Raw genomic sequence first — 16,924 nt, 5'->3', positions numbered from 1 at the left:
CACCATGTTCAACGTATTCAAAGGCGCCCTGCTCACGCTGGTGCGCGAGAAGAGCATATTCATCTGGTCGTTGGCGTTTCCCCTGATCCTGTCAACCATGTTCGTGTTCATGTTCGCGAACCTGGACGATGCGGGGCAGTTCGAGCCCATCCCCACCGTGGTGGTGGCCGACGAGAACCTCGACGCAGCTCCCGGATTCTCCGAGATGATCGACACGCTGTCCGAGCCGGGCGACGACCAGATGCTCGACGTGGTGCGCGTGGACACCGAGCAGGAGGCGCGCAGCCTCATGAGCGGCAACGAGGCTGCAGGGCCCGGGTACTCCGATACGCTGTCGGACGGCGCTGTCGGATACTTCACCGTGGATGCCGACGGCACGCCCACCGTGCACGTGAAAGCCGGCGTCACGCCCGACTCGCTCGACAGCGCCTACCAGTCCATCCTGAAGACCATCGGGGACGCGTACGTACGCAATGTGGCGCTCATCGAGGACGTCGCCGCCACGAACCCCGCCGCGCTGGCCGATACGGCGGCGCTGGAGAAGCTGCTCGACACCGGCGACCTCACCGAGAAGATCGACGTCACGCAGAACCCACCCAAGGAATCGGTGCGCTACTTCTTCGCGCTGTTGGGCATGGCGGCGCTGTTCGGCGGGCAGATCGGCATGATCGCCATCTGCCGCACGCAGCCGAACCTGAGCCCGCTGGGTGCGCGCCGCGCCGTGGCCGCGCTGAGCCGCGCGAAGACGCTGACGGCCACGCTGGCCGCGAGCTGGGTGCTCACGTTCGTCTGCATCACCGTCGCGTTTCTGTACATCCGCTTCGTCGCCGGGGTCGACTTCGGCGGGCGCGATGCGATGTGCGTCGCGGTGATCGCGGCGGCGGCCCTCGTGGCGACGGCGTTCGGCACGCTGCTGGGATCGCTCCCGAAGGTGGACGAGGGCGTGAAGGGCGGCCTCCTGTCGGGCATCGTGTGCTTCGCATCGCTGTTCGCCGGGCTGTACGGCTCCCCCACGATGAAGCTGGCCGACACCATCAACGCCGCGGCGCCGGGGGTTCAGCTGATCAATCCCGCGGTGCAGATCTCCCAGGCGTTCTACAGCATCATGTACTACGACACCTACCAGCGCACGATCGAGCACATCCTGATTCTGCTGGTCATGGCTGCGGTGTTGTTCGCCGCATCGGCCCTGTTCATTAGGAGGCAGCGCTATGCAAGTCTTTAGGATCGCGATCAAGACGGTGCTGCGGCACCCCATGTACCTCCTCGTGTACGCCGGCTTCCTCAGCCTGATGGGCGTGTTCATCGCGAGCAGCCTGACGTTCGGAGGCTCGAACGGCAACGAGTTCTCGCCGTACGAGACGAAGTTCGCCGTGATCGATCGCGACGCGAGCGCGTTCTCGGAGGGGCTGACCGCCTACCTGCGCAAGCAGGGCACGGAAGTGGCGGTGGAGGACAGCCCGATGGCCTTGCAGGACGCCGTCGCCAAGGGTCAGAGCTCGTACACGCTGATCATCCCCGAAGGGTTCGGCGAGGCGTTCGCGGAGGCGGCGCGCGCGGGCGACGAGCTTCCCACGATGGAAACCGTGTACAGCTACTACTCCACCGAAGGCAACCTGATGGACCAGGTGGTGAACGAGTACCTGGGCATCGCGCGGGCGTACGCCGGGCTTGAGGGCGCCGCGTCGTTGGACGACATCGTGCAGCACACCGACGAGATCATGGCGGAAGCGGCCGAGGCCGACAGCGTGCAGGTGGGCGGCACCTCGTCCGAAGCGCAGCGGTTCGTGTTCTTCCTGCAATGGGGCACCTACACCCTGTTCGCGTCCATCATCGTGTGTGTGGGCGTGCTGATGACCACGCTCAACCGCACCGACCTGCGTCGCCGCAACCTCGTGTCGCCGCTGCCCTCGTTGTCGTACGGCTTGCAGGTGGCGGCCGGCAGCCTGCTGGTCATGGTGGCGGTGTGGCTGTGGACGATCTGCCTGGGCCTGACCGTGTTCCACGAGGCGGTGTCCATGATCAGCGGCACGGGGCTCGCGCTCATGATCGCCGCTTCGTTCGCATTCGCCACCATCCCGCTCTCGGTGGGCTACCTCCTCGGGCAGCTGGGCGTGGGAGAGTTCGCCAGCAACGCCCTGGGCAACATCCTCGGCATGGTCATCTCGTTTTTGGGCGGCGCGTGGATCGCTTTCGACCTGCTCGATCCCGCCGTGCAGACGGTGGCGCACTTCCTGCCCGCGTACTGGTACACGAACGCGCTGCAGAGCGCGGCCGACTTGACCGTCGCCTCGTCCGACACCGTGCTGCCCATCCTCGCGAACATCGGCGTGATGCTGCTGTTCACGGTGGCGATCTTCGCCGTGGCGCTCGTGGTGGGCCGCCTGCGCGTGCAGAGCGCCGAAGCCGGCGGCAACGCCGGAGCCGCGCGCGCGACCACCCGCGCGTAGCCGCTGGAGCTGGGCCCGGCATCCGGGGCCCGGCGTCCGAGGCCGAACCGCGCATGACGGGCCTCTTGGCTCGCAACGTGCTCAGGAGGCGCATCCGACGGATTTGTCGGATGCGCTTTTTTGCGGACGCCCGGGTTTCGGAGGATTGTTCAAACGCTCCTTCACGCTCCACAGGTACACGAAGTTGTCACGGCCTTGCTTTTTGGCGGCGAGCTGGCCCGAGCGCACCATCTGGCGCACGCGCGCGTCGCTCACGCCGAGCATGGAGGCCGCTTTCTTCGTGGTGAGGAGACCGCGCTCGACGTCCACGTCCACCGAGACGGCCACCAGCAAGCCTTCGTGTTCCTGCGGATACGTCGGTTTCGGCAGCGGCTTGTCGAGCTGTAGGCAGTCGTCGATGAGGAGCCATAGCACCTCCGAGGCCATCGCGACGGCGTCTTCCATGTCGTCGCCGCAGGTGCAGCCGCTTTCAAAATCGACGAACTGAACGTTGTAGCCGTCCAATTCGTTCTCGGTGAAAACGGCGGGGTACACATAACGCATGGCTCGTCCTCTCTCGTGCTTTCTCATGCCTCAACGCCACCCGGCGGTTTTGCGGATACTCTCCCACAAACCTTTCGGCAGCTCTCTTCGATGAAGCGGCAGGATGATCGTCTTGTCATCCTTCGACAGATGGCGGTGCGAACCCTTGCAGCCGTCGTCTTGCCAGTGTTCCCGCAGCAATCGGCGATATATCTCGAACGGTTTCGGCGGCATGCGATCAACTCTTTTCTACAACTATAACGCTAACGTTAGTATTACGCAAGCGTAAGGTTTACGACAGGGTGATGCCGTCGTAAGCGGGGACGGCCCATTGCAGGTACGCGACGGTGTTGCGGGTGATGCGGGCCAAGCGAGCCGGGCTGCCCTCGCCTGCGGGCGTCGCGTAGGCCCCCGGCTCGCAGGTTGCCTCGCGCATGCGATCGTGCTGCTCGAACCAGACGTTGTCGCCCCGATCGAACGAGAGGCGGTCGCCGTAGAACAGCGCGCGCTGCTGAGGAAGCTCGATGCCGTGCGCGAGCGGCTCGAGGCGGCCCTCGTCGGCGAACAGCTCGCGATCGGCGAAGAGGGCGACGGTTCGGTCGGTGAGCGCATAGGAGACTGTCACGCGGTTGCGGCCGTAGAGCGCGAGACCCGCGTCGGGCACGGCGGAGCCTTCGGCGAAGGGCCGCGTGCAGCCGGCATCGAGGTACCAGCCGTCGAAGCCTGCGCAATCGGGCTTCGTCGCCTGTGCGATCGCCTGCGCGTTCGCCCGGTAGGACGATCCGACCTCGACGGACTCCGAGAACACGGGTGCGCTGGCGCCGTCTGCGTAGTAGGCGACGCGCGCATAGGGCTGCCATTGCGCGTAGTAGGTCGCGCTCGACCCGATGGACACGCGGTCGCCGATCTTGCCGATGAGCGAACCTCCCGAGGCAGCGTCGTACCACCCCTTGAACGCGCAATCGGCTTTCGTCCCCGGATCGGGCAGCTCGACGACACCCTCGTTCCATTGCGCGTAGAGGTTCACGGCTCCCGTCGTCGTGCGCAGGTTCCTGACGGAGGCACGGTCGCCGTACGACGCGCCGCCTCCGTCGGCGCGCGTGTTCCACGACTTCCACCCCCACGCGCAGTTCAGTCGCGTTACGCCCGCCGACCCTCCCTGGGAGTCGCAGGTGAGCGTGTAACTGCGCCGAAAGCCGTTCGCCGTGAGCGCCTTCGATGCGTCGTACACGTGCGACGACGATGCGGTGCTTCCGGCGGTCGCGCCGTTGCCGTTATAGGATACGGTGTAGGCGATCGGCTTCCACACCGCGTACAGCGGGATGAGGTTCGTGCCCGTTGGCGACGGCTGACCGGCCAGCGGATCACGATAATAATCCGCAGGGCTGCTGCCGGCCCAATCATGCGGGAGGTTGGTGCACTGCAGAAGGTTCCAGTCTTCGTACCCTATACGTTGACCCGGGGCGATGTTCACCGCGCCGTTTTTCGAGGTCGACCATCCTTCGAACGTGTACCCGACCCTCGTAGGCTTCTTCGACGAGATATTCGCCGTGGTGCCGATGTACTTGTAGTGCGCCGCCGGCGCGCCGGTTCCCCCGTTCGCGTCGTACTGGATCTTGACGCGCGGCCAGAAATCGACGGACCCGTAGAAATTGCGGCCGTAGTCCGCGTTGTCGAGGTACACGTGGCAGTACATAAGCGCGTCGAATCCACCGTGTTTGGAGACGACCGGACCGCCCCATCCGTAGCCGTACGTGGCGATGCAGCCGAACCCGTTGCCGTTGCCGCTGCCGTCGAGCTTGCCGCTGCCCATCACCGCGCCGGCGCGCGTCCAGCGGCCGTTGCCGCCCGCATACCAGGCGAGGTCGTCCTGTCCGCCCGCATCGCCCCACACGGCGAACTGGTACGACTCGATGCGCGAGTGGATACCGCCGGGAGCGTTCCAGCTGGGCATGTCGAACTGCGGGCCGATGGGATCCGAACCGATGAGCTCGAGGTAGTCCGCAGACGGGTCGACCCTGATCCAGGCGCGGTTGTATATGGTCGCGGTGTCCGTCGTCCGATAGGAGTACGCGAAGGCCTCGCCCGTTTCCAGAGCGGCGAGGCCGAAGCTCGCGCACAGCAGCACGGCGGCAGCCAGCAGCGTGCGCATGACGCGTTGCTTCTCACGCTTCAGCATGGGCCGCCTCCTCGCTCCACCGTGCCAGAGCTCGCCCGAACGCCGCGTCCGCATCGTCTTCGGTCGCGAAGCTGCCGTCGGCGACGGCGCGCAGCTCGTCCTCGGCCAGGTCGCGTGCGTCGATCGCCGCATAGGCGATCTCGAGGGCGTCGGTTTTCGGTGCGTCGTCCCCATAGCTTCGCGCAACCGGATCGCCCGCGGCGAGCACCGTGCCGTCAAGCAGCATGAGCATCGGGAGCTGCGGAACGACTTCGTAGGACCCTGCGCCAAGGTAGGCGGTCTGCGCGCCCGACCCCTCGAAGACGAGCTGTTCGTCGCAGGGCGCGCCGTCGATCTGGACGCCCGACACGAACGCTCCCAACTCGACGTTCTCGGGCGACCAACCGTCGCATCGCAGCGCGACCTGCAGCTCTATGGTGCCCGCGCCGTCGGGTGCCGCATCGGCGATGCGCTCGTACGTACGCCAGCCGAAAAACGCGACGGACGCCACCACGAGCGCAGCAACCGCCGCCACGCCGCACGCGATGCGCCGCTCGGGCCTCGTCCTCTTGTTCGATCTTCGCTTCACGGAAGCCTCCTCATCCCATCGAGTTGTTCAAGAAATCCAGCAGATCGACCACCGTCGGAACCACCACGAGCGCGACCGTGGGCGGCAGGAAGCACAGCGACAGCACGATATCGAGCTTCGTCGGCATCTTGCGGATGCGCTCCATCGCCTCGGCTTGCGCCGTCTCGCGCGCCAGCGCCGCCTGGGCGGCGAGACCTTCGGTCAAAGACGAGCCCTGGCTGATCGCCTGGGTCAGCTGGGCCGCGAACGCGCTGACGTCTTGGCTGCGACAGCGCTGTCCCAGGTGCTCCAACGCCTCCTCGCGCGAACGGCCCAGCAGGTTCACCTCCTTGTCGACGAGGGAGAACTCCTCCGCAAGGGGTCCGTCCATGCTTTCGGCCACTTCGCGGAAGCATTGCTCGATCGGGGAGCCTGCCGCGATGGCGATGCCGAGCAGCTCCATCGCGTCGGGCAGCCCGAGCTCGATAGCCCTCCGCCGACGGCGCTCCCTTCGCGACAACTCCCACGACGGCGCCGTCCAACCGCACGCCGCGCAGCCGCCCACCGCGCCCGCGAGGGCGAGCGGAACGAGCCCCGCGCCCGCCGCGAGGATGCCCGCGAACCCGGCGCACCCCAACGCGGACACGGCGCGGATGCTCCTCCACGTCTCCGGCTCAAGCCCCACGCCCGCCCTGCCCAGACGCTCGCGGCTCGATTCGACGTCGGCGCGCGAAAGCGGCACGTACCGATCGAGCAGCATCGCGAGCGTCTCGAACGCCGCGCGCGCACGGCGGCGCCCCCGCTCGACGCTTGCGCGGTTGCCGGTCGTCGAAGCGCTTCCCGACGACGGCGCGACGGCGTCGCGGCGTGCGGGAGCCGCGTAGCGCACGAGCGCCTCGTAGGCCGCAAGGCCGACCACGGCCCCGAGCACGAGGGTCGCGCAGAGCGCCGCGCCCGCACCGGCGCCGATCACGATTCGCTCCGATCGATCGCCGTGATGCGCTGGCAGGCGAACAGGCCGATCGCCTCCGAGCACGCCGCGACCCCCAGCAGCGCCCAACCGAGCGGCTGCTCGCGGTAGAACTGCGAGAAGTCGGCGTTCGTCGCGAACATGATGAGGAAGATCGCCGGCATGGCGAGCGCGACGAACCACTTCGCCAAACGCGTGCCGGCCAGCTCGGTCTTCAACTCGCGCGACGTCCGCAGCCGCGCCGCGGCATGCGCGGCGATGAGGTCGAGCACCGGCGCGACGGCCCCGCCAAACCGCTGCTGTATCCTGACGGCCGCGGCGAGGGCGCGCACGTCGGGGCTGCCGGTTCGGCGCGCCATCCGCTCGAACGCCGCCGCGAGCGCCGTTCCGTACGCCGCATCGGCCAGCACGCGCGCGAGCTCCTCGCGGAGCGGTTCTTCCACATGCGCCGCGACCGTGCGCAGCGCGCGCTCGAGCGTGAGCGAGCTGCGCACGCTGGCCGCAACCTGCGGAAGCGCTCGAGCGAGCTGCCGTTCGAGCAGCTCCCGCCGCCGTGCGCGCAGCAGATGCAACCGCATCCCCGACCCCGCCAGCACCGCGGCGCAGGCGATCGTCCCGACCGCCACGCCGCCCATCAGCGCCGTGGCGAACGCGAATGCGACGAACGCGAGCGAGACGACGCTCACCGACCAGCCGAGCGCCGACGTTTCCACCCCCGCCTCATGAAGCGCGCGAGCGAGGCGCGGCAGCTTCGGCTTCTTGCGCTCCATCGCGGCAGCCGCCCCCGCTTCGTAGAGGCCGCGATCGCTCAGCGCCCGACCGCGGCTCGACGCACGCTCCTGCCGCACGAGCGCGTACGCCCATGCGCCCGTCGCGGCGCAGGCCGCCACGAGGCCCCACGGCATCACAAGTCCCATCATGCTCCGTCCCTCCTCACTGCTCGAAAAACCAAGCGGGGTCGTACCACGCCCCCGATGCGCGCATGCGCTCCTTGATGCGCTGCGGCTGCACGCCGCATGCGCGCCACGAACCCGCGATGGCACCGTACGCGTCGACGCCCTCGACGTCGAAGACGAACAGCTCGGCGCGCGGAATAACGAGGCTGCCCTCCGGCAGCGGGTCGATCGCCACGATGCTCGTAACCCGCCGGCACCCGTCCCGCATGCGCTCGGCGTGCACGACGAGCCCGCCCTGCAACGATTCGGCGATCTGCTGGACGATGACGTCGCGACCGAGGTCGCCGTCGGCATAGCCCACCATCGTGCGCAAGCGGCTGATGGCGTTGCCGGGATCGTTGGCGTGCACCGTGGTCATCGAACCCGGATGGTCGGTCTGCATGGCCTGCAGCATGTCGTACGCCTCGGCGCCGCGGCACTCGCCGACGATGATGCGGTCGGGGCGCCGGCGCAGCGAAAGCGCCACGAGCTCGCGCATGCCCACCGACCCCTCGCCTTCCGTGTTCGCCTCGCGCGTCTGCATCCGCTCCACGTGCGGCGTTTGCAGGCGCAGCTCGGGCGTGTCCTCGATGGTGACCACCCGCTCCTCGGGCGGGATGAATCCGGACAGCGCGCCGAGCAGCGTGGTCTTGCCCGACCCGGTGCCGCCCGAGATCACGATCGGGCAGCGCGCCTGCACGGCCGAACGGAGGAACTGGGACATCGCGTCGGTCAGCATGCCCCTGCGCACGAGGTCCTCCATGCCCAGCATGCTCGACGAGAACGTGCGCACGTTGAGCGCGGGGCCGTCGGGGGCGATGGGCGGCACCACGTAGGTGGCGCGCGCCCGTCCGCCCGGCAGCATCGCGCACCCCATGGCGTGCGCGTCGTCGCACCGCTTGCCCGATTGCTCGGCGATCTTGTTGATGATGCGGCGCAGGTGCTCCGCATCGTCGAACTCCACGTCGGGACGGTACTCGATGCGCCCCGCGCGCTCCACGTACACGATGGGAGCGCGAAAGGGCAGCGCCGGATCGTCCATGTCGACGCCGCCGCCGTTGACCATGATCTCGGTGACGGCCTCGTCTTCGAGCAACCGCTGGAGCGGCCCGTAGCGCAGGAAGTCGTCGACCATCGCGCGCGCGAGCGCTTCGAACTCGTACGGGGGAAGCGGCACGCCCGACTCGTGCGCGACCTCCCCCACGAGCCGACGGATGAGCTCCTCGACCGCGGCAGGGCCGGCGGCGTCGCCGCGCAGCCGCACCGCCGCCTCGTCGCGCACGGCGCGCTTAAGCGCGCGCTCAGTCGTCCTGTCCATCGACGGTCGCCTCCCCGAACGCATCGTCGGCGGCCACGAGGACGAGGCTGACCCGCCCGGCGAACTGGGCTTCGCGCACCGCATCGGCCTCGTCGGGCGACACCTCCACCGTGACGGAGGCGGAACCGCTCTGCACCCCGGCGGCATCGTCGCCGATCGCCACGACGCGCGCCCGCTCGCACACCGTCTCGAGGAACGCCTCGCCCGCCGACGCGCCCTCGGCCGACACGATGCGCACGGTGTCGTAGGGCCGCACATGGCCCGCAAGCCCCGTCTCCACGTCCACGGCGAGCGTCACCGCCTGCATGCCCGTCCCCAGCTCGGCGGAGAGGCGATCGCCGCCGCCTGCCCCCGTCACGAACGAGGAGGACAGCTGGGTCCCCGCGGGAATGTCCACGAGCGCGCGCCCTCCCGAAACGGCGCCGTCGGCATCGAGCGCTTCGCCGCCAAGCGCCGAGGTCGCCCGGTACGAGGCGGGAACGTCCCGCACCTCGACGGCCTCTGCCGCGATCGCGTCGCCCGCACGGATGTCTGCGGCCGCCACAAGCGTGGGAAGCGCGCCCGCCGTGGCGTGCTCCACCGCCGCGCGCGAGGCTGCGGCCGACCACAGGCCGTACGCCACCGAGGTCAGCGCCAACGCGACCGAAACGGCGACGATCGTCGCCAACCGCTTGACGCGCGCCGTATCGCCCGGCCGCGGCTTGGCGGCCGCGGAGGGCTTCGCGCGATCCGCGGCGACGGCAGGCATCGACGCCGTCGCCTGCGCCCCTCCTCCAGGCGCGCCGAACCCCGGACGCGCTCCCCCGCCGCCCGCAGCCGCCACGCCCTCGCCCGTCGTGCGCCGCGACGCCCGCGCCGCGAAGCCCCCGCCCCACGCCGCCGCATCACCGCCATTGCCGCCCATCGCCATAGCCCGTTCCTTTCTCCCGTTGTCGCCGGCCTCGCCCGGCACGCTCTTGACACGCTCTCCATCCGTTCGCAACCTATTCGCGGCCTCCGGCCAACGCCGCCCGCGCCGCCTCGGCAAGCTCGGCCGGGAAGGCATCGAGCGAGCTCAGCGCCTCGTACGACCAGGAAGCCGCATCCGTTCCCGCCGGATAGTCGTACCGACCGCAGCGCCTTTCCGTCGGCCGCCACACCCGTTCTCCGGCGTACGGCATCGCCGTCATCACCCGGTACGAGGCGACCGGCAGAGCGTCGATCCCATAGCCGCGCGCGAACACCGTCGGCGACTCCTCCTCGAGCTGCATGCCGATGGCCCAGTGGCGCTCCGTCGAAGAGGCGCTTTCCTCCGGCGCCTCGTAGAACCACACGGACGCCGCACCCCGAAAGCCCGCATCGCGCACCGTGCGGACCACGCGGTCGGCCACCATGCGGCCCGGATCGTCCGCGTTTTTCGCCACGAGCGCGAACGACGCGTCCATGCAGGCGGCGCGCGCGGCATCGAGCGCGTTCTCCTGGCGCGCCTTCGCCGCGTAGGCGATGCCCTGGTCGACGGCGAACGCCAGCACCGCGAACAGCACGAGCACCGCCACCACCACGAGCGGCAGCATGGAGCCGCGCTCGCTGCGACGCCCCGTCGATCTCATAGCGCCTCCTGCCTGATCTCGATCGCCCGCCCGTCCACGAACGAGCACCGCACGTGCCGTTCGAGCACGCGCCCCGTCAACCCGGGCAGATCGGCGATGGCCGGCAGCCGATAGCGCACGTCGTACGATGCCTCGACCACCGTCGCCTGCTCCTCGATCACGCCCCCGTCGCGCACGGCCCGCTCCCGCTTCGTCCGCTCGCTTGTCCAGCCGACGCGATCGACCTGCAGGCGATCGGGATCGAGCTGGGTCGAAGCGCCGAGGATGCCCTCCTCGATGAACCGCTCCTTGTCCGCAGCCAGCTCGAACCCTGCGACGTCGAGCTGGCGGCATGCGCGCGTGATCTCGGAAGACACCTGGCTCGCCGCAAGCGTCATGCCCGCCAGCTGCATGATCGAGAACAGCACGACCAACAGCAACGGCAGCACGATCACGAACTGGACCACCTCGCTTCCCCGCTCGCACGTTCTCACCACGCCCCTCCTTCCACCGTCGCGTCCGCGACGCCGCCAACCTGAGCGCGGAATGCGAACCGACCCGCGCCCCCGCTTCCGACGCCGCCGGGCAGCGCCGCCCCGAGCGGCGTCAGGTAGCCTCCTTCGAGCACGAGCTCCACCTCCACCGTGCGCGATCGCGCATGCGATGCGCGCTCGTCGTACGTCCCCGTCGCCTCGTCGTAGAACCGGTGCGCGTAGGTGCGGTCCTCGACCTCCCCGTAGCGGACCGACACGTCCAGCCGCACGTCATCGCGATCGAGCGCCGGCGCCGCGGCGAAGGCGGCCTCGCGCAGCCGCGATTCCGCAACGTCTCCGGCAGGGTGCCCCGACGCCTCGCGGCACACCGCATGAGCGGCGTCGTCGAGCGCCATGGACAGGAACACCGAGCGTCCCAGATCCACCACGGCGAAGAGGAACAGAAGCAGCAGCGGCAACGCGATGACGAACGTCACGACGCCGCTGCCCCGCTCCGCGCTTCCCTCACGCCGCACCGGACGTGATCTTCGAGAACATGTCGGTCACGGAGGTCCCCGCCTTCGTGATGGCCGTTTGGATGTTGCCCTGCAGCAACAGCAGCGCGGCGCCCAACCCCACCGCGAACCCCAGCACGATGACCGTCTGCACGATCTCGGAACCGCCGTCCTCCTCGCCCACCACGAGCCATGCCCGGGCCTTGCCCAACTTCGATGCCGCATCTTGCTTGAACGTGTTCATACCTTGCTCCTTCTTGTCGATTCATCCCATACCGTGCAGGCACGCGAACGCGCCGCCGACCAGCCATGCCGCGAGGAACGGCGCCATCGGGATGCCGCTTCTCCACGACAGCCTCCCCGCGGCGATGCCCGCCAGCGAGAACGCCGCCGCGCCGCCGTAGCACAGCGCCGCCCCCACCGGCGTCGCCATGCCGCTTGCCAGCGAAAGCGCCGCCATGCACCGCACGTCTCCGAAGCCGACGGGCGCGCGACCCGTCCTGCCGAACAGCCGGTTGACCGCGAGGCAGCACAGCACCGCGAAGGCGGCGAACGCGCAGCCGGCCAGCACGCCCTCGATCCCCGCAGTCGACGCCTGGAACGCGGCGCCCGCCACCGCGAGGAGCGCGCACGTTTCGAGCGGCACGATCCTCGCGCGCAGGTCGCACGCCACGGCCGCCGCCATCGCCGCAGCCGCCACGGCCAGCGCCGCGGCCGGCACCAGCGGAACCGACTGCCACGCGATGACGCACCCTGTCGCCGCGCCCGCCGCCGCGCCGAGGCAGCGATGCGCGCGCTTCGCGCGAAACGTGCAGCGCGCCTCCTGGTCGGCCTCGCCGCGCGCGGGCTCGGCGGCGTCCACCGCGCACCCCGCCTCGACGAGCGCCCGCAACCGCTCGCGAGGAAGGGTCCCCGCTTGCGCGTCGCGCACCGTCTGCATCCGCCACAGGCCGAGCGACCCCTCGACGCCCGCCGCGCGCGGCGAGGGCTCCCGCTGGGGGTGCGCTCGCCTGAACGCCCGGTAGGAGGCGAGCGAGTCCCACCACCACGTGCGCGCGCGACGATAGGCGCGTCCCAGGAAAACGGAAGCCAGCCACGGCACGGCGAGCCCGCCGACCAACCCGCCCGCGCAACCGGCCGCGACGACGAGCGCAACCGCGGCCGTCATGAGCAGCCCGCGGCATCCGCCAGCGCGCGAACCTCTGCCGGCGCGTCGCGCGCATGGGTGCCGCGCAGGACGCGCTCGCGAAGAGCCTCGCCCGCCTGCGCCGCCTCCGACGGTCGGAATCGCACGACGAACCCGCCCTCCTGCCCGCCCGATTCCACCACGGGCGCATACCCGGGCAGCTCGAACCGCACGGTCCACCCCGCCCCGTCGCGCGGCGGCGCGGCAGGACGCGGTTTCGACGGGATCGAGGGCATCGCCTCGGGACGCGACGCCGGACAGCGCCCGCCCGCCGCCATCGCCATAGGCACCGGCGTCGGCGCCGCGCCCGGCGGTCGAGCCGGCTCGTCGCCATATCGGTGCAGGCAGCCGAAGCACACCTCGGCGTCATCGAACGCCCGAGCCCCGCATGTCGGACATGTTTTCATTTCCGCTCTCCTTCCAGACAGACCACGCCCACGCGATCCCCCGCCGAAAACCAGGGGGACGAGCAGGACGAGAACCGTTCGACGACCCCCACCGCGGCCCTGTTGCGCAGCCGACGGAACGGCCCGACGTCGCGATGGGCTTCCAGCACGAGCCCGCGCTCATCGACGAACGCGATGTCGAGGCGGCGATGCATGCCCGCCGTGTGCACGTCGTTGCACGGCGCGAGCAGCAGCGTCTCGGCGTGCTCGTGCGAGAACAGCAGCCCCCGCGCCTTGCGCGCCGTGCGCGTGGCGAACAGCAACGGCTGCTCCGCCGACGCGCATCCCTTCCGTTCCTCCATCGTCGTCACGCTCCTTCCTCCGTCGTGTACCGCACGACGACGCTGGTCGATTCGCCCACGCCTGCGCAGGCGACGAACAGCCACCGATACCGACCGCTTCCCTTCACGAACGACTCCGCCCCCTCCTCGCCGCTGCGCACACCGCTCCACCCCTTGGCGCACAGCTCCTCCTCGAGCGCGGCGAGCGTCTCCGCAACCCCTCCCGAACAGGAGAAGCCCAGCACGCCGACCCGTTCCTCCACCCGCACCTCCCGACGCCCCTCGAGCCGCAGCGCCTCGTCCTCGAATCCCGCGGGCGGCCCGGCATCGCTCTGCCCGACCGTCGTCCGCGCCACCTCGCCCAACACGCTCGGACGATCGGCCGACGCGAGCACGAGCGCCGCCGCGAGCGCCGCGACGAGCACGGCTGCGAGCGTCCACGCGCGCCGGCGGCGTGCGCCGATCGACGGCCCGCTCATAGCAGCACGCCCGGCTTGTAGCAGTCGACCGCGATGCTCGCCGTATGCGTCAGCGGCGGCAGGGCGATCCCGAACACCGTCGAGCGCAGCCCCAGGCCGAACAGCGTGGGCGCGTACTCCAAGGTTCCCGTGAACCGCGTGTGCCCGCCCGCGGCCCCCTCCACCGACACGCGCGTCTCCTCGTTCGCCGCATCGAACGCGGCGGCCAAGGCCGTTTGCACCAGCGCGCTGCTCTGCTCGACGCCCTGGCCGGAGGCAGGCGAGGTCGCATGCACGCGCACCGCATCGCGGAAGGCGTTGTCGAACGCGGCGCACTCCGAGAAGAACGTGAGCGCGTTCACCCCGATGACCGCGACGATGATCAGCACGGGGAACGCCACCGCCAGCTCCACCGTCATCTGGCCCCGCTCTCCGCGCGCCCGCGTCATTCCCATACCCTCACCCCCGTCACCTGCGCGTACACGCCGCGCAACCCGTCTGCCACCCGCTGCACCAGATCGCCCGCCGCATCCTTCGCCGCCTGAGGCAGCGCGATGCTCACCGGGAACGACGGGCCGCCGTCCCAGAGCTCGATCACGGCGATCTCGACGGATCCGTCGAAGCCCTGGATGCCTTCGACCACCTCGGTCTCCACCGTTCCCACGATCGTGGCGAACACGTCGTTCGAGCCGAGCGGATGCGCTATCGCCTGCTCCTTGAGCGATAGCAGGCGCGCACCGAACGCCCCTTCGTCGCGCGCGGCTACGTGCGCCGAATTCACCAGCACCGGCTTGAGCGCGTCGAGCTCGGCCGGGGCGAGCCCGACGGCCCGCACGGCCTCGCGCAAGGCCCCGGCCGCCCACGCGCCCAAACCGCTGGCTCCCGTGAGGGGCAGCCCGTCGAGCGAGGACGACACGGCGTCATCGAGCGCTTCCTGGCCCTGCGCGTACGCGCCCAGCAGGCCCGACCAGCAATCGAGCACCGTGCCCAGCGCACCCACCGCAGCCCCTCCCTGGTCCTTCACGCCGTCGAGCAGCGACGACACCACGGTGGCGCCTTCCTCGGACGAGTCGGCGACGAGCGTCGCGGCCGACACCGCGGCCCGCGCGCCGAGCGCGCCGCCGCCCCGCACGAACGAGCTGCCGAAACCGTCCGACGCGGCGAGGCTGCCCGTGTTGGCCACGAGCGCGATCACGCCGTATCGCCCCGGGGGCTGCGCCGAGAGGCGCTTGCCCGCAACCTTGCCGAGCGCGTTCTTCACCTCGTCGAACAGGCCGCCCGCGCGTCGCTTCACCTCGTTCGCCAGCGGATCGAGCTCCGCGCGGGCCTTCTCGTAATCCTCGGCCGCGCTCGCCACGGCTTCATAGTGATACTCGAAGCCGTTCTCGATGGACGTCGAGGCGGCGGCCACCTTGCCCATGCTGGCCGCCGAGAAGCCGCACCGTGCGCACTCGGCGTACGACTCCGCCTCCGTCTGGGCGATCGACACGAGGCTCCCCGCCCCAGCCGCCGCAGGGCATCCGGCCCACGCATGGGCCGTGGCGCGCCCCTCCTCGTCCACCGTGCAGGGATACGCGGCCTCGGTGTACAGCGTCGTCACCCTCATCTCCGCCGTGTTCTTCGGGAGGTGCGGGAACGACGCGTCGAACGAGTCGTCGCTTTCATGCACGTACCCGCGCCCCACTTCCTCGACCGCGAACGCGTAGAACCGCGTGCGCAGCGCCGAGCGCGCCTGCTCTTCCACCGAGCCGTCCGCCGGCGCCTCCGCCGCGAGACGCCGCGGGTAGTAGGCCTGCGCGCGCTTGAGCGCCACGGAGAACGACCAGGTATCCACACTTCTGAACAGCGGGTTTTCCGTTCCGCTCATGCCCGCCAGCGTCGCTGCGCGCTCGTACATGCAATAGGACGGGTTGAGGCCGCAGTCGTGCTCGAACGCGCGCAGCTTCGCCTCGTTGGCCCGCTCGGCGGCGCGCTCGGCCTCGTCGGCCGCCTGGCGCACCTCGTCAGCCGCACCGTCGACCGCCGCGCCCACCTCCTCGAGCTCGGCGGCCCCGTCCACGGAGATCTCCTCGCCCGCGGAGGGCGCGAGCACGGCAAGCGCCACGTAGTTCGACGAGGCCCCGTTGTTCGCCGCCGCCACCGACGCCGCGTTCGCCGCGGCGAGGAACGGCAGCAGCCGCTGCAAGCGGTTGAGACCGTCGGCCGCCTTCTCGGCGAACCGATCGCGCGCATGGGCGACGTCGCGGCCCGCCTTCAGCAGGGTCTCGGACGCGGCGGCGGTGGCCGGCGTGCACAGCGCCGCCACGCCCAGGCCCGTCGCCACGAGGCTCGTCAGCGAAAGCGACAGCACCACGGCGTCGCACACGCGCACGACGATCATGAACTCGCCCACCTCGTTCTGGGCGGCCAGGGCCGCGGCGTCGGCCACGTTCTGCACCTCCGACGACGCGGAACCCACCCGGTACGCCTGCCCCGCCGAGAACACGAGCGCAAGCGTGACCAGCAGCGCCAGCACCATGCCGACCGTCGTCATGCCCTCTTCGTCGTGGAACGCATCGAGCATCATGACGCCCACGCTCCGATCCATCCTGCCGGGTCCGCACCCGCTTCGGACGAGCGCGCCCACGACGGCTGCGTCGGCTGCTCCGCCGTAACCCGCACCTCGAGGTTGCCGTTGCCGTTCACGATGCCGAGCAGAGCCCCGCCCGCGTCGAGCAGCGGCAGCGGGCGAACCTCGTTCACGATGGTCACGCGGACGACGTCGGAGCGCTCGTCGCCCTCCAGCTGGATGTCCCAGCTGCACGCGCCTTCGTGCACGTGGAAGCAGGAGACGGGCGGGACGGCCCCCAGCCGGTGGCGGATGAACGCCTCGCAGCTCTCGGCCATGTCGCCCGCGGCGGCCGTCCTCGTCGCCAGCAGGCGGCACCCCTCCGACGCGGCCGCCTGCATCACGAGGCGGTCGTACAGCAGCATGCCCGGCTGCATGAGCAGCAGCAACCCGACGAACAGCACCGGCAGCAAGAACGCCGCCTCCACCGTTGCCTGACCAGACTCGCGCATCCGTCGCATGCCTCCT

21 protein-coding genes are annotated in these 16,924 nt (G+C 70.1%); 2 read left to right on the top strand and 19 right to left on the bottom strand.

The annotated features are described in order from the left end of the window. Positions 1–4 precede the first annotated feature (4 nt). Both GS424_RS03315 and GS424_RS03310 read left to right on the top strand, forming a co-directional pair. Positions 5–1,225 (top strand): ABC transporter permease, encoded by a 1,221-nt coding sequence (locus tag GS424_RS03315; RefSeq protein ID WP_160943523.1) that lies wholly within the window; start codon positions 5–7, stop codon positions 1,223–1,225. Next, positions 1,212–2,450 (top strand): ABC transporter permease, encoded by a 1,239-nt coding sequence (locus tag GS424_RS03310; protein WP_160943522.1) that lies wholly within the window; start codon positions 1,212–1,214, stop codon positions 2,448–2,450. The genes GS424_RS03315 and GS424_RS03310 overlap by 14 nt, the downstream gene beginning before the upstream one ends. 81 nt (positions 2,451–2,531) lie before the next feature. Here GS424_RS03310 and GS424_RS03305 read toward each other — a convergent pair whose 3' ends face one another. The 19 genes from GS424_RS03305 to GS424_RS03215 form a co-directional block, all read right to left on the bottom strand. Next, a complete protein-coding gene (locus tag GS424_RS03305; RefSeq protein ID WP_244977658.1) occupies positions 2,532–2,954 on the bottom strand; it encodes a helix-turn-helix domain-containing protein in 423 nt (140 codons plus the stop codon). 69 nt (positions 2,955–3,023) lie between these two features. Beyond that, entirely contained in the window at positions 3,024–3,206 is a 183-nt protein-coding gene (locus tag GS424_RS03300; protein WP_160943520.1) for a type II toxin-antitoxin system HicA family toxin, read from the bottom strand. Positions 3,207–3,264: 58 nt separating this feature from the next. Then, on the bottom strand, positions 3,265–5,151 hold the full coding sequence (locus GS424_RS03295; RefSeq protein ID WP_244977657.1) for an InlB B-repeat-containing protein: 1,887 nt from the start codon (positions 5,149–5,151) through the stop codon (positions 3,265–3,267). Then, positions 5,138–5,719, bottom strand: coding sequence for a hypothetical protein (locus tag GS424_RS03290; RefSeq protein WP_160943519.1), 582 nt, complete (start codon positions 5,717–5,719; stop codon positions 5,138–5,140). The genes GS424_RS03295 and GS424_RS03290 overlap by 14 nt, the downstream gene beginning before the upstream one ends. Before the next feature lie 10 nt (positions 5,720–5,729). Next, positions 5,730–6,671, bottom strand: a complete 942-nt coding sequence (locus GS424_RS03285; protein ID WP_160943518.1) for a type II secretion system F family protein — start codon at positions 6,669–6,671, stop codon at positions 5,730–5,732. Then, the gene (locus GS424_RS03280; RefSeq protein WP_160943517.1) at positions 6,668–7,588 is read right to left on the bottom strand and encodes a type II secretion system F family protein; all 921 of its coding nucleotides are present in this window, start codon (positions 7,586–7,588) and stop codon (positions 6,668–6,670) included. Before GS424_RS03280 ends, GS424_RS03285 begins: the two co-directional genes overlap by 4 nt. A 13-nt stretch (positions 7,589–7,601) precedes the next feature. After that, complete coding sequence (locus GS424_RS03275) at positions 7,602–8,921, bottom strand: TadA family conjugal transfer-associated ATPase (protein ID WP_160943516.1); 1,320 nt, start codon at positions 8,919–8,921, stop codon at positions 7,602–7,604. Then, positions 8,905–9,831, bottom strand: coding sequence for a Flp pilus assembly protein CpaB (gene cpaB / locus GS424_RS03270; RefSeq protein WP_160943515.1), 927 nt, complete (start codon positions 9,829–9,831; stop codon positions 8,905–8,907). Before cpaB ends, GS424_RS03275 begins: the two co-directional genes overlap by 17 nt. A gap of 73 nt (positions 9,832–9,904) precedes the next feature. Then, positions 9,905–10,510, bottom strand: coding sequence for a pilus assembly protein TadG-related protein (locus GS424_RS03265; RefSeq protein WP_160943514.1), 606 nt, complete (start codon positions 10,508–10,510; stop codon positions 9,905–9,907). Continuing rightward, entirely contained in the window at positions 10,507–10,986 is a 480-nt protein-coding gene (locus GS424_RS03260; protein ID WP_244977656.1) for a TadE/TadG family type IV pilus assembly protein, read from the bottom strand. The genes GS424_RS03265 and GS424_RS03260 overlap by 4 nt, the downstream gene beginning before the upstream one ends. Beyond that, a complete protein-coding gene (locus GS424_RS03255; RefSeq protein WP_244977655.1) occupies positions 10,980–11,498 on the bottom strand; it encodes a TadE/TadG family type IV pilus assembly protein in 519 nt (172 codons plus the stop codon). Before GS424_RS03255 ends, GS424_RS03260 begins: the two co-directional genes overlap by 7 nt. Beyond that, a complete protein-coding gene (locus GS424_RS03250; RefSeq protein WP_154334781.1) occupies positions 11,488–11,721 on the bottom strand; it encodes a hypothetical protein in 234 nt (77 codons plus the stop codon). Before GS424_RS03250 ends, GS424_RS03255 begins: the two co-directional genes overlap by 11 nt. 21 nt (positions 11,722–11,742) lie before the next feature. Further along, positions 11,743–12,645 (bottom strand): prepilin peptidase, encoded by a 903-nt coding sequence (locus GS424_RS03245; protein WP_160943513.1) that lies wholly within the window; start codon positions 12,643–12,645, stop codon positions 11,743–11,745. Further along, the gene (locus GS424_RS03240) at positions 12,642–13,070 is read right to left on the bottom strand and encodes a hypothetical protein (RefSeq protein ID WP_160943512.1); all 429 of its coding nucleotides are present in this window, start codon (positions 13,068–13,070) and stop codon (positions 12,642–12,644) included. The genes GS424_RS03245 and GS424_RS03240 overlap by 4 nt, the downstream gene beginning before the upstream one ends. Beyond that, entirely contained in the window at positions 13,067–13,411 is a 345-nt protein-coding gene (locus GS424_RS03235) for a DUF192 domain-containing protein (protein ID WP_222617610.1), read from the bottom strand. Before GS424_RS03235 ends, GS424_RS03240 begins: the two co-directional genes overlap by 4 nt. A gap of 5 nt (positions 13,412–13,416) precedes the next feature. Continuing rightward, positions 13,417–13,869 carry a hypothetical protein gene (locus GS424_RS03230; RefSeq protein ID WP_244977654.1) on the bottom strand — a complete coding sequence of 151 codons (453 nt, stop codon included), beginning with the start codon at positions 13,867–13,869 and terminating at the stop codon, positions 13,417–13,419. Next, positions 13,866–14,303 carry a hypothetical protein gene (locus GS424_RS03225; RefSeq protein WP_244977653.1) on the bottom strand — a complete coding sequence of 146 codons (438 nt, stop codon included), beginning with the start codon at positions 14,301–14,303 and terminating at the stop codon, positions 13,866–13,868. The genes GS424_RS03230 and GS424_RS03225 overlap by 4 nt, the downstream gene beginning before the upstream one ends. Beyond that, positions 14,294–16,414, bottom strand: a complete 2,121-nt coding sequence (locus GS424_RS03220; RefSeq protein ID WP_244977717.1) for a pilus assembly protein TadG-related protein — start codon at positions 16,412–16,414, stop codon at positions 14,294–14,296. Before GS424_RS03220 ends, GS424_RS03225 begins: the two co-directional genes overlap by 10 nt. Beyond that, positions 16,411–16,917, bottom strand: coding sequence for a TadE/TadG family type IV pilus assembly protein (locus GS424_RS03215; RefSeq protein ID WP_160943510.1), 507 nt, complete (start codon positions 16,915–16,917; stop codon positions 16,411–16,413). The genes GS424_RS03220 and GS424_RS03215 overlap by 4 nt, the downstream gene beginning before the upstream one ends. Between the last annotated feature and the right edge of the window lie 7 nt (positions 16,918–16,924).

It is taken from the genome of Eggerthella guodeyinii (assembly GCF_009834925.2).
Taxonomy (GTDB): domain Bacteria; phylum Actinomycetota; class Coriobacteriia; order Coriobacteriales; family Eggerthellaceae; genus Eggerthella; species Eggerthella guodeyinii.
The sequence above is the reverse complement of the archived record's forward strand: the minus strand, read 5'-3'. Positions and strand labels throughout refer to the sequence as shown.

What these genes read in the sequence shown, in the direction of transcription:
- GS424_RS03315 (WP_160943523.1), top strand. Translation starts at nt 5, where the DNA reads ATGTTCAACGTATTCAAAGGCGCCCTGCTCACGCTGGTGCGCGAGAAG.
- GS424_RS03310 (WP_160943522.1), top strand. Translation starts at nt 1,212, where the DNA reads ATGCAAGTCTTTAGGATCGCGATCAAGACGGTGCTGCGGCACCCCATG.
- GS424_RS03300 (WP_160943520.1), bottom strand. Translation starts at nt 3,206, where the DNA reads ATGCCGCCGAAACCGTTCGAGATATATCGCCGATTGCTGCGGGAACAC.
- GS424_RS03295 (WP_244977657.1), bottom strand. Translation starts at nt 5,151, where the DNA reads ATGCTGAAGCGTGAGAAGCAACGCGTCATGCGCACGCTGCTGGCTGCC.
- GS424_RS03280 (WP_160943517.1), bottom strand. Translation starts at nt 7,588, where the DNA reads ATGATGGGACTTGTGATGCCGTGGGGCCTCGTGGCGGCCTGCGCCGCG.
- GS424_RS03275 (WP_160943516.1), bottom strand. Translation starts at nt 8,921, where the DNA reads ATGGACAGGACGACTGAGCGCGCGCTTAAGCGCGCCGTGCGCGACGAG.
- cpaB (WP_160943515.1), bottom strand. Translation starts at nt 9,831, where the DNA reads ATGGCGATGGGCGGCAATGGCGGTGATGCGGCGGCGTGGGGCGGGGGC.
- GS424_RS03265 (WP_160943514.1), bottom strand. Translation starts at nt 10,510, where the DNA reads ATGAGATCGACGGGGCGTCGCAGCGAGCGCGGCTCCATGCTGCCGCTC.
- GS424_RS03250 (WP_154334781.1), bottom strand. Translation starts at nt 11,721, where the DNA reads ATGAACACGTTCAAGCAAGATGCGGCATCGAAGTTGGGCAAGGCCCGG.
- GS424_RS03245 (WP_160943513.1), bottom strand. Translation starts at nt 12,645, where the DNA reads ATGACGGCCGCGGTTGCGCTCGTCGTCGCGGCCGGTTGCGCGGGCGGG.
- GS424_RS03240 (WP_160943512.1), bottom strand. Translation starts at nt 13,070, where the DNA reads ATGAAAACATGTCCGACATGCGGGGCTCGGGCGTTCGATGACGCCGAG.
- GS424_RS03235 (WP_222617610.1), bottom strand. Translation starts at nt 13,411, where the DNA reads ATGGAGGAACGGAAGGGATGCGCGTCGGCGGAGCAGCCGTTGCTGTTC.
- GS424_RS03230 (WP_244977654.1), bottom strand. Translation starts at nt 13,869, where the DNA reads ATGAGCGGGCCGTCGATCGGCGCACGCCGCCGGCGCGCGTGGACGCTC.
- GS424_RS03225 (WP_244977653.1), bottom strand. Translation starts at nt 14,303, where the DNA reads ATGGGAATGACGCGGGCGCGCGGAGAGCGGGGCCAGATGACGGTGGAG.
- GS424_RS03220 (WP_244977717.1), bottom strand. Translation starts at nt 16,414, where the DNA reads ATGATGCTCGATGCGTTCCACGACGAAGAGGGCATGACGACGGTCGGC.
- GS424_RS03215 (WP_160943510.1), bottom strand. Translation starts at nt 16,917, where the DNA reads ATGCGACGGATGCGCGAGTCTGGTCAGGCAACGGTGGAGGCGGCGTTC.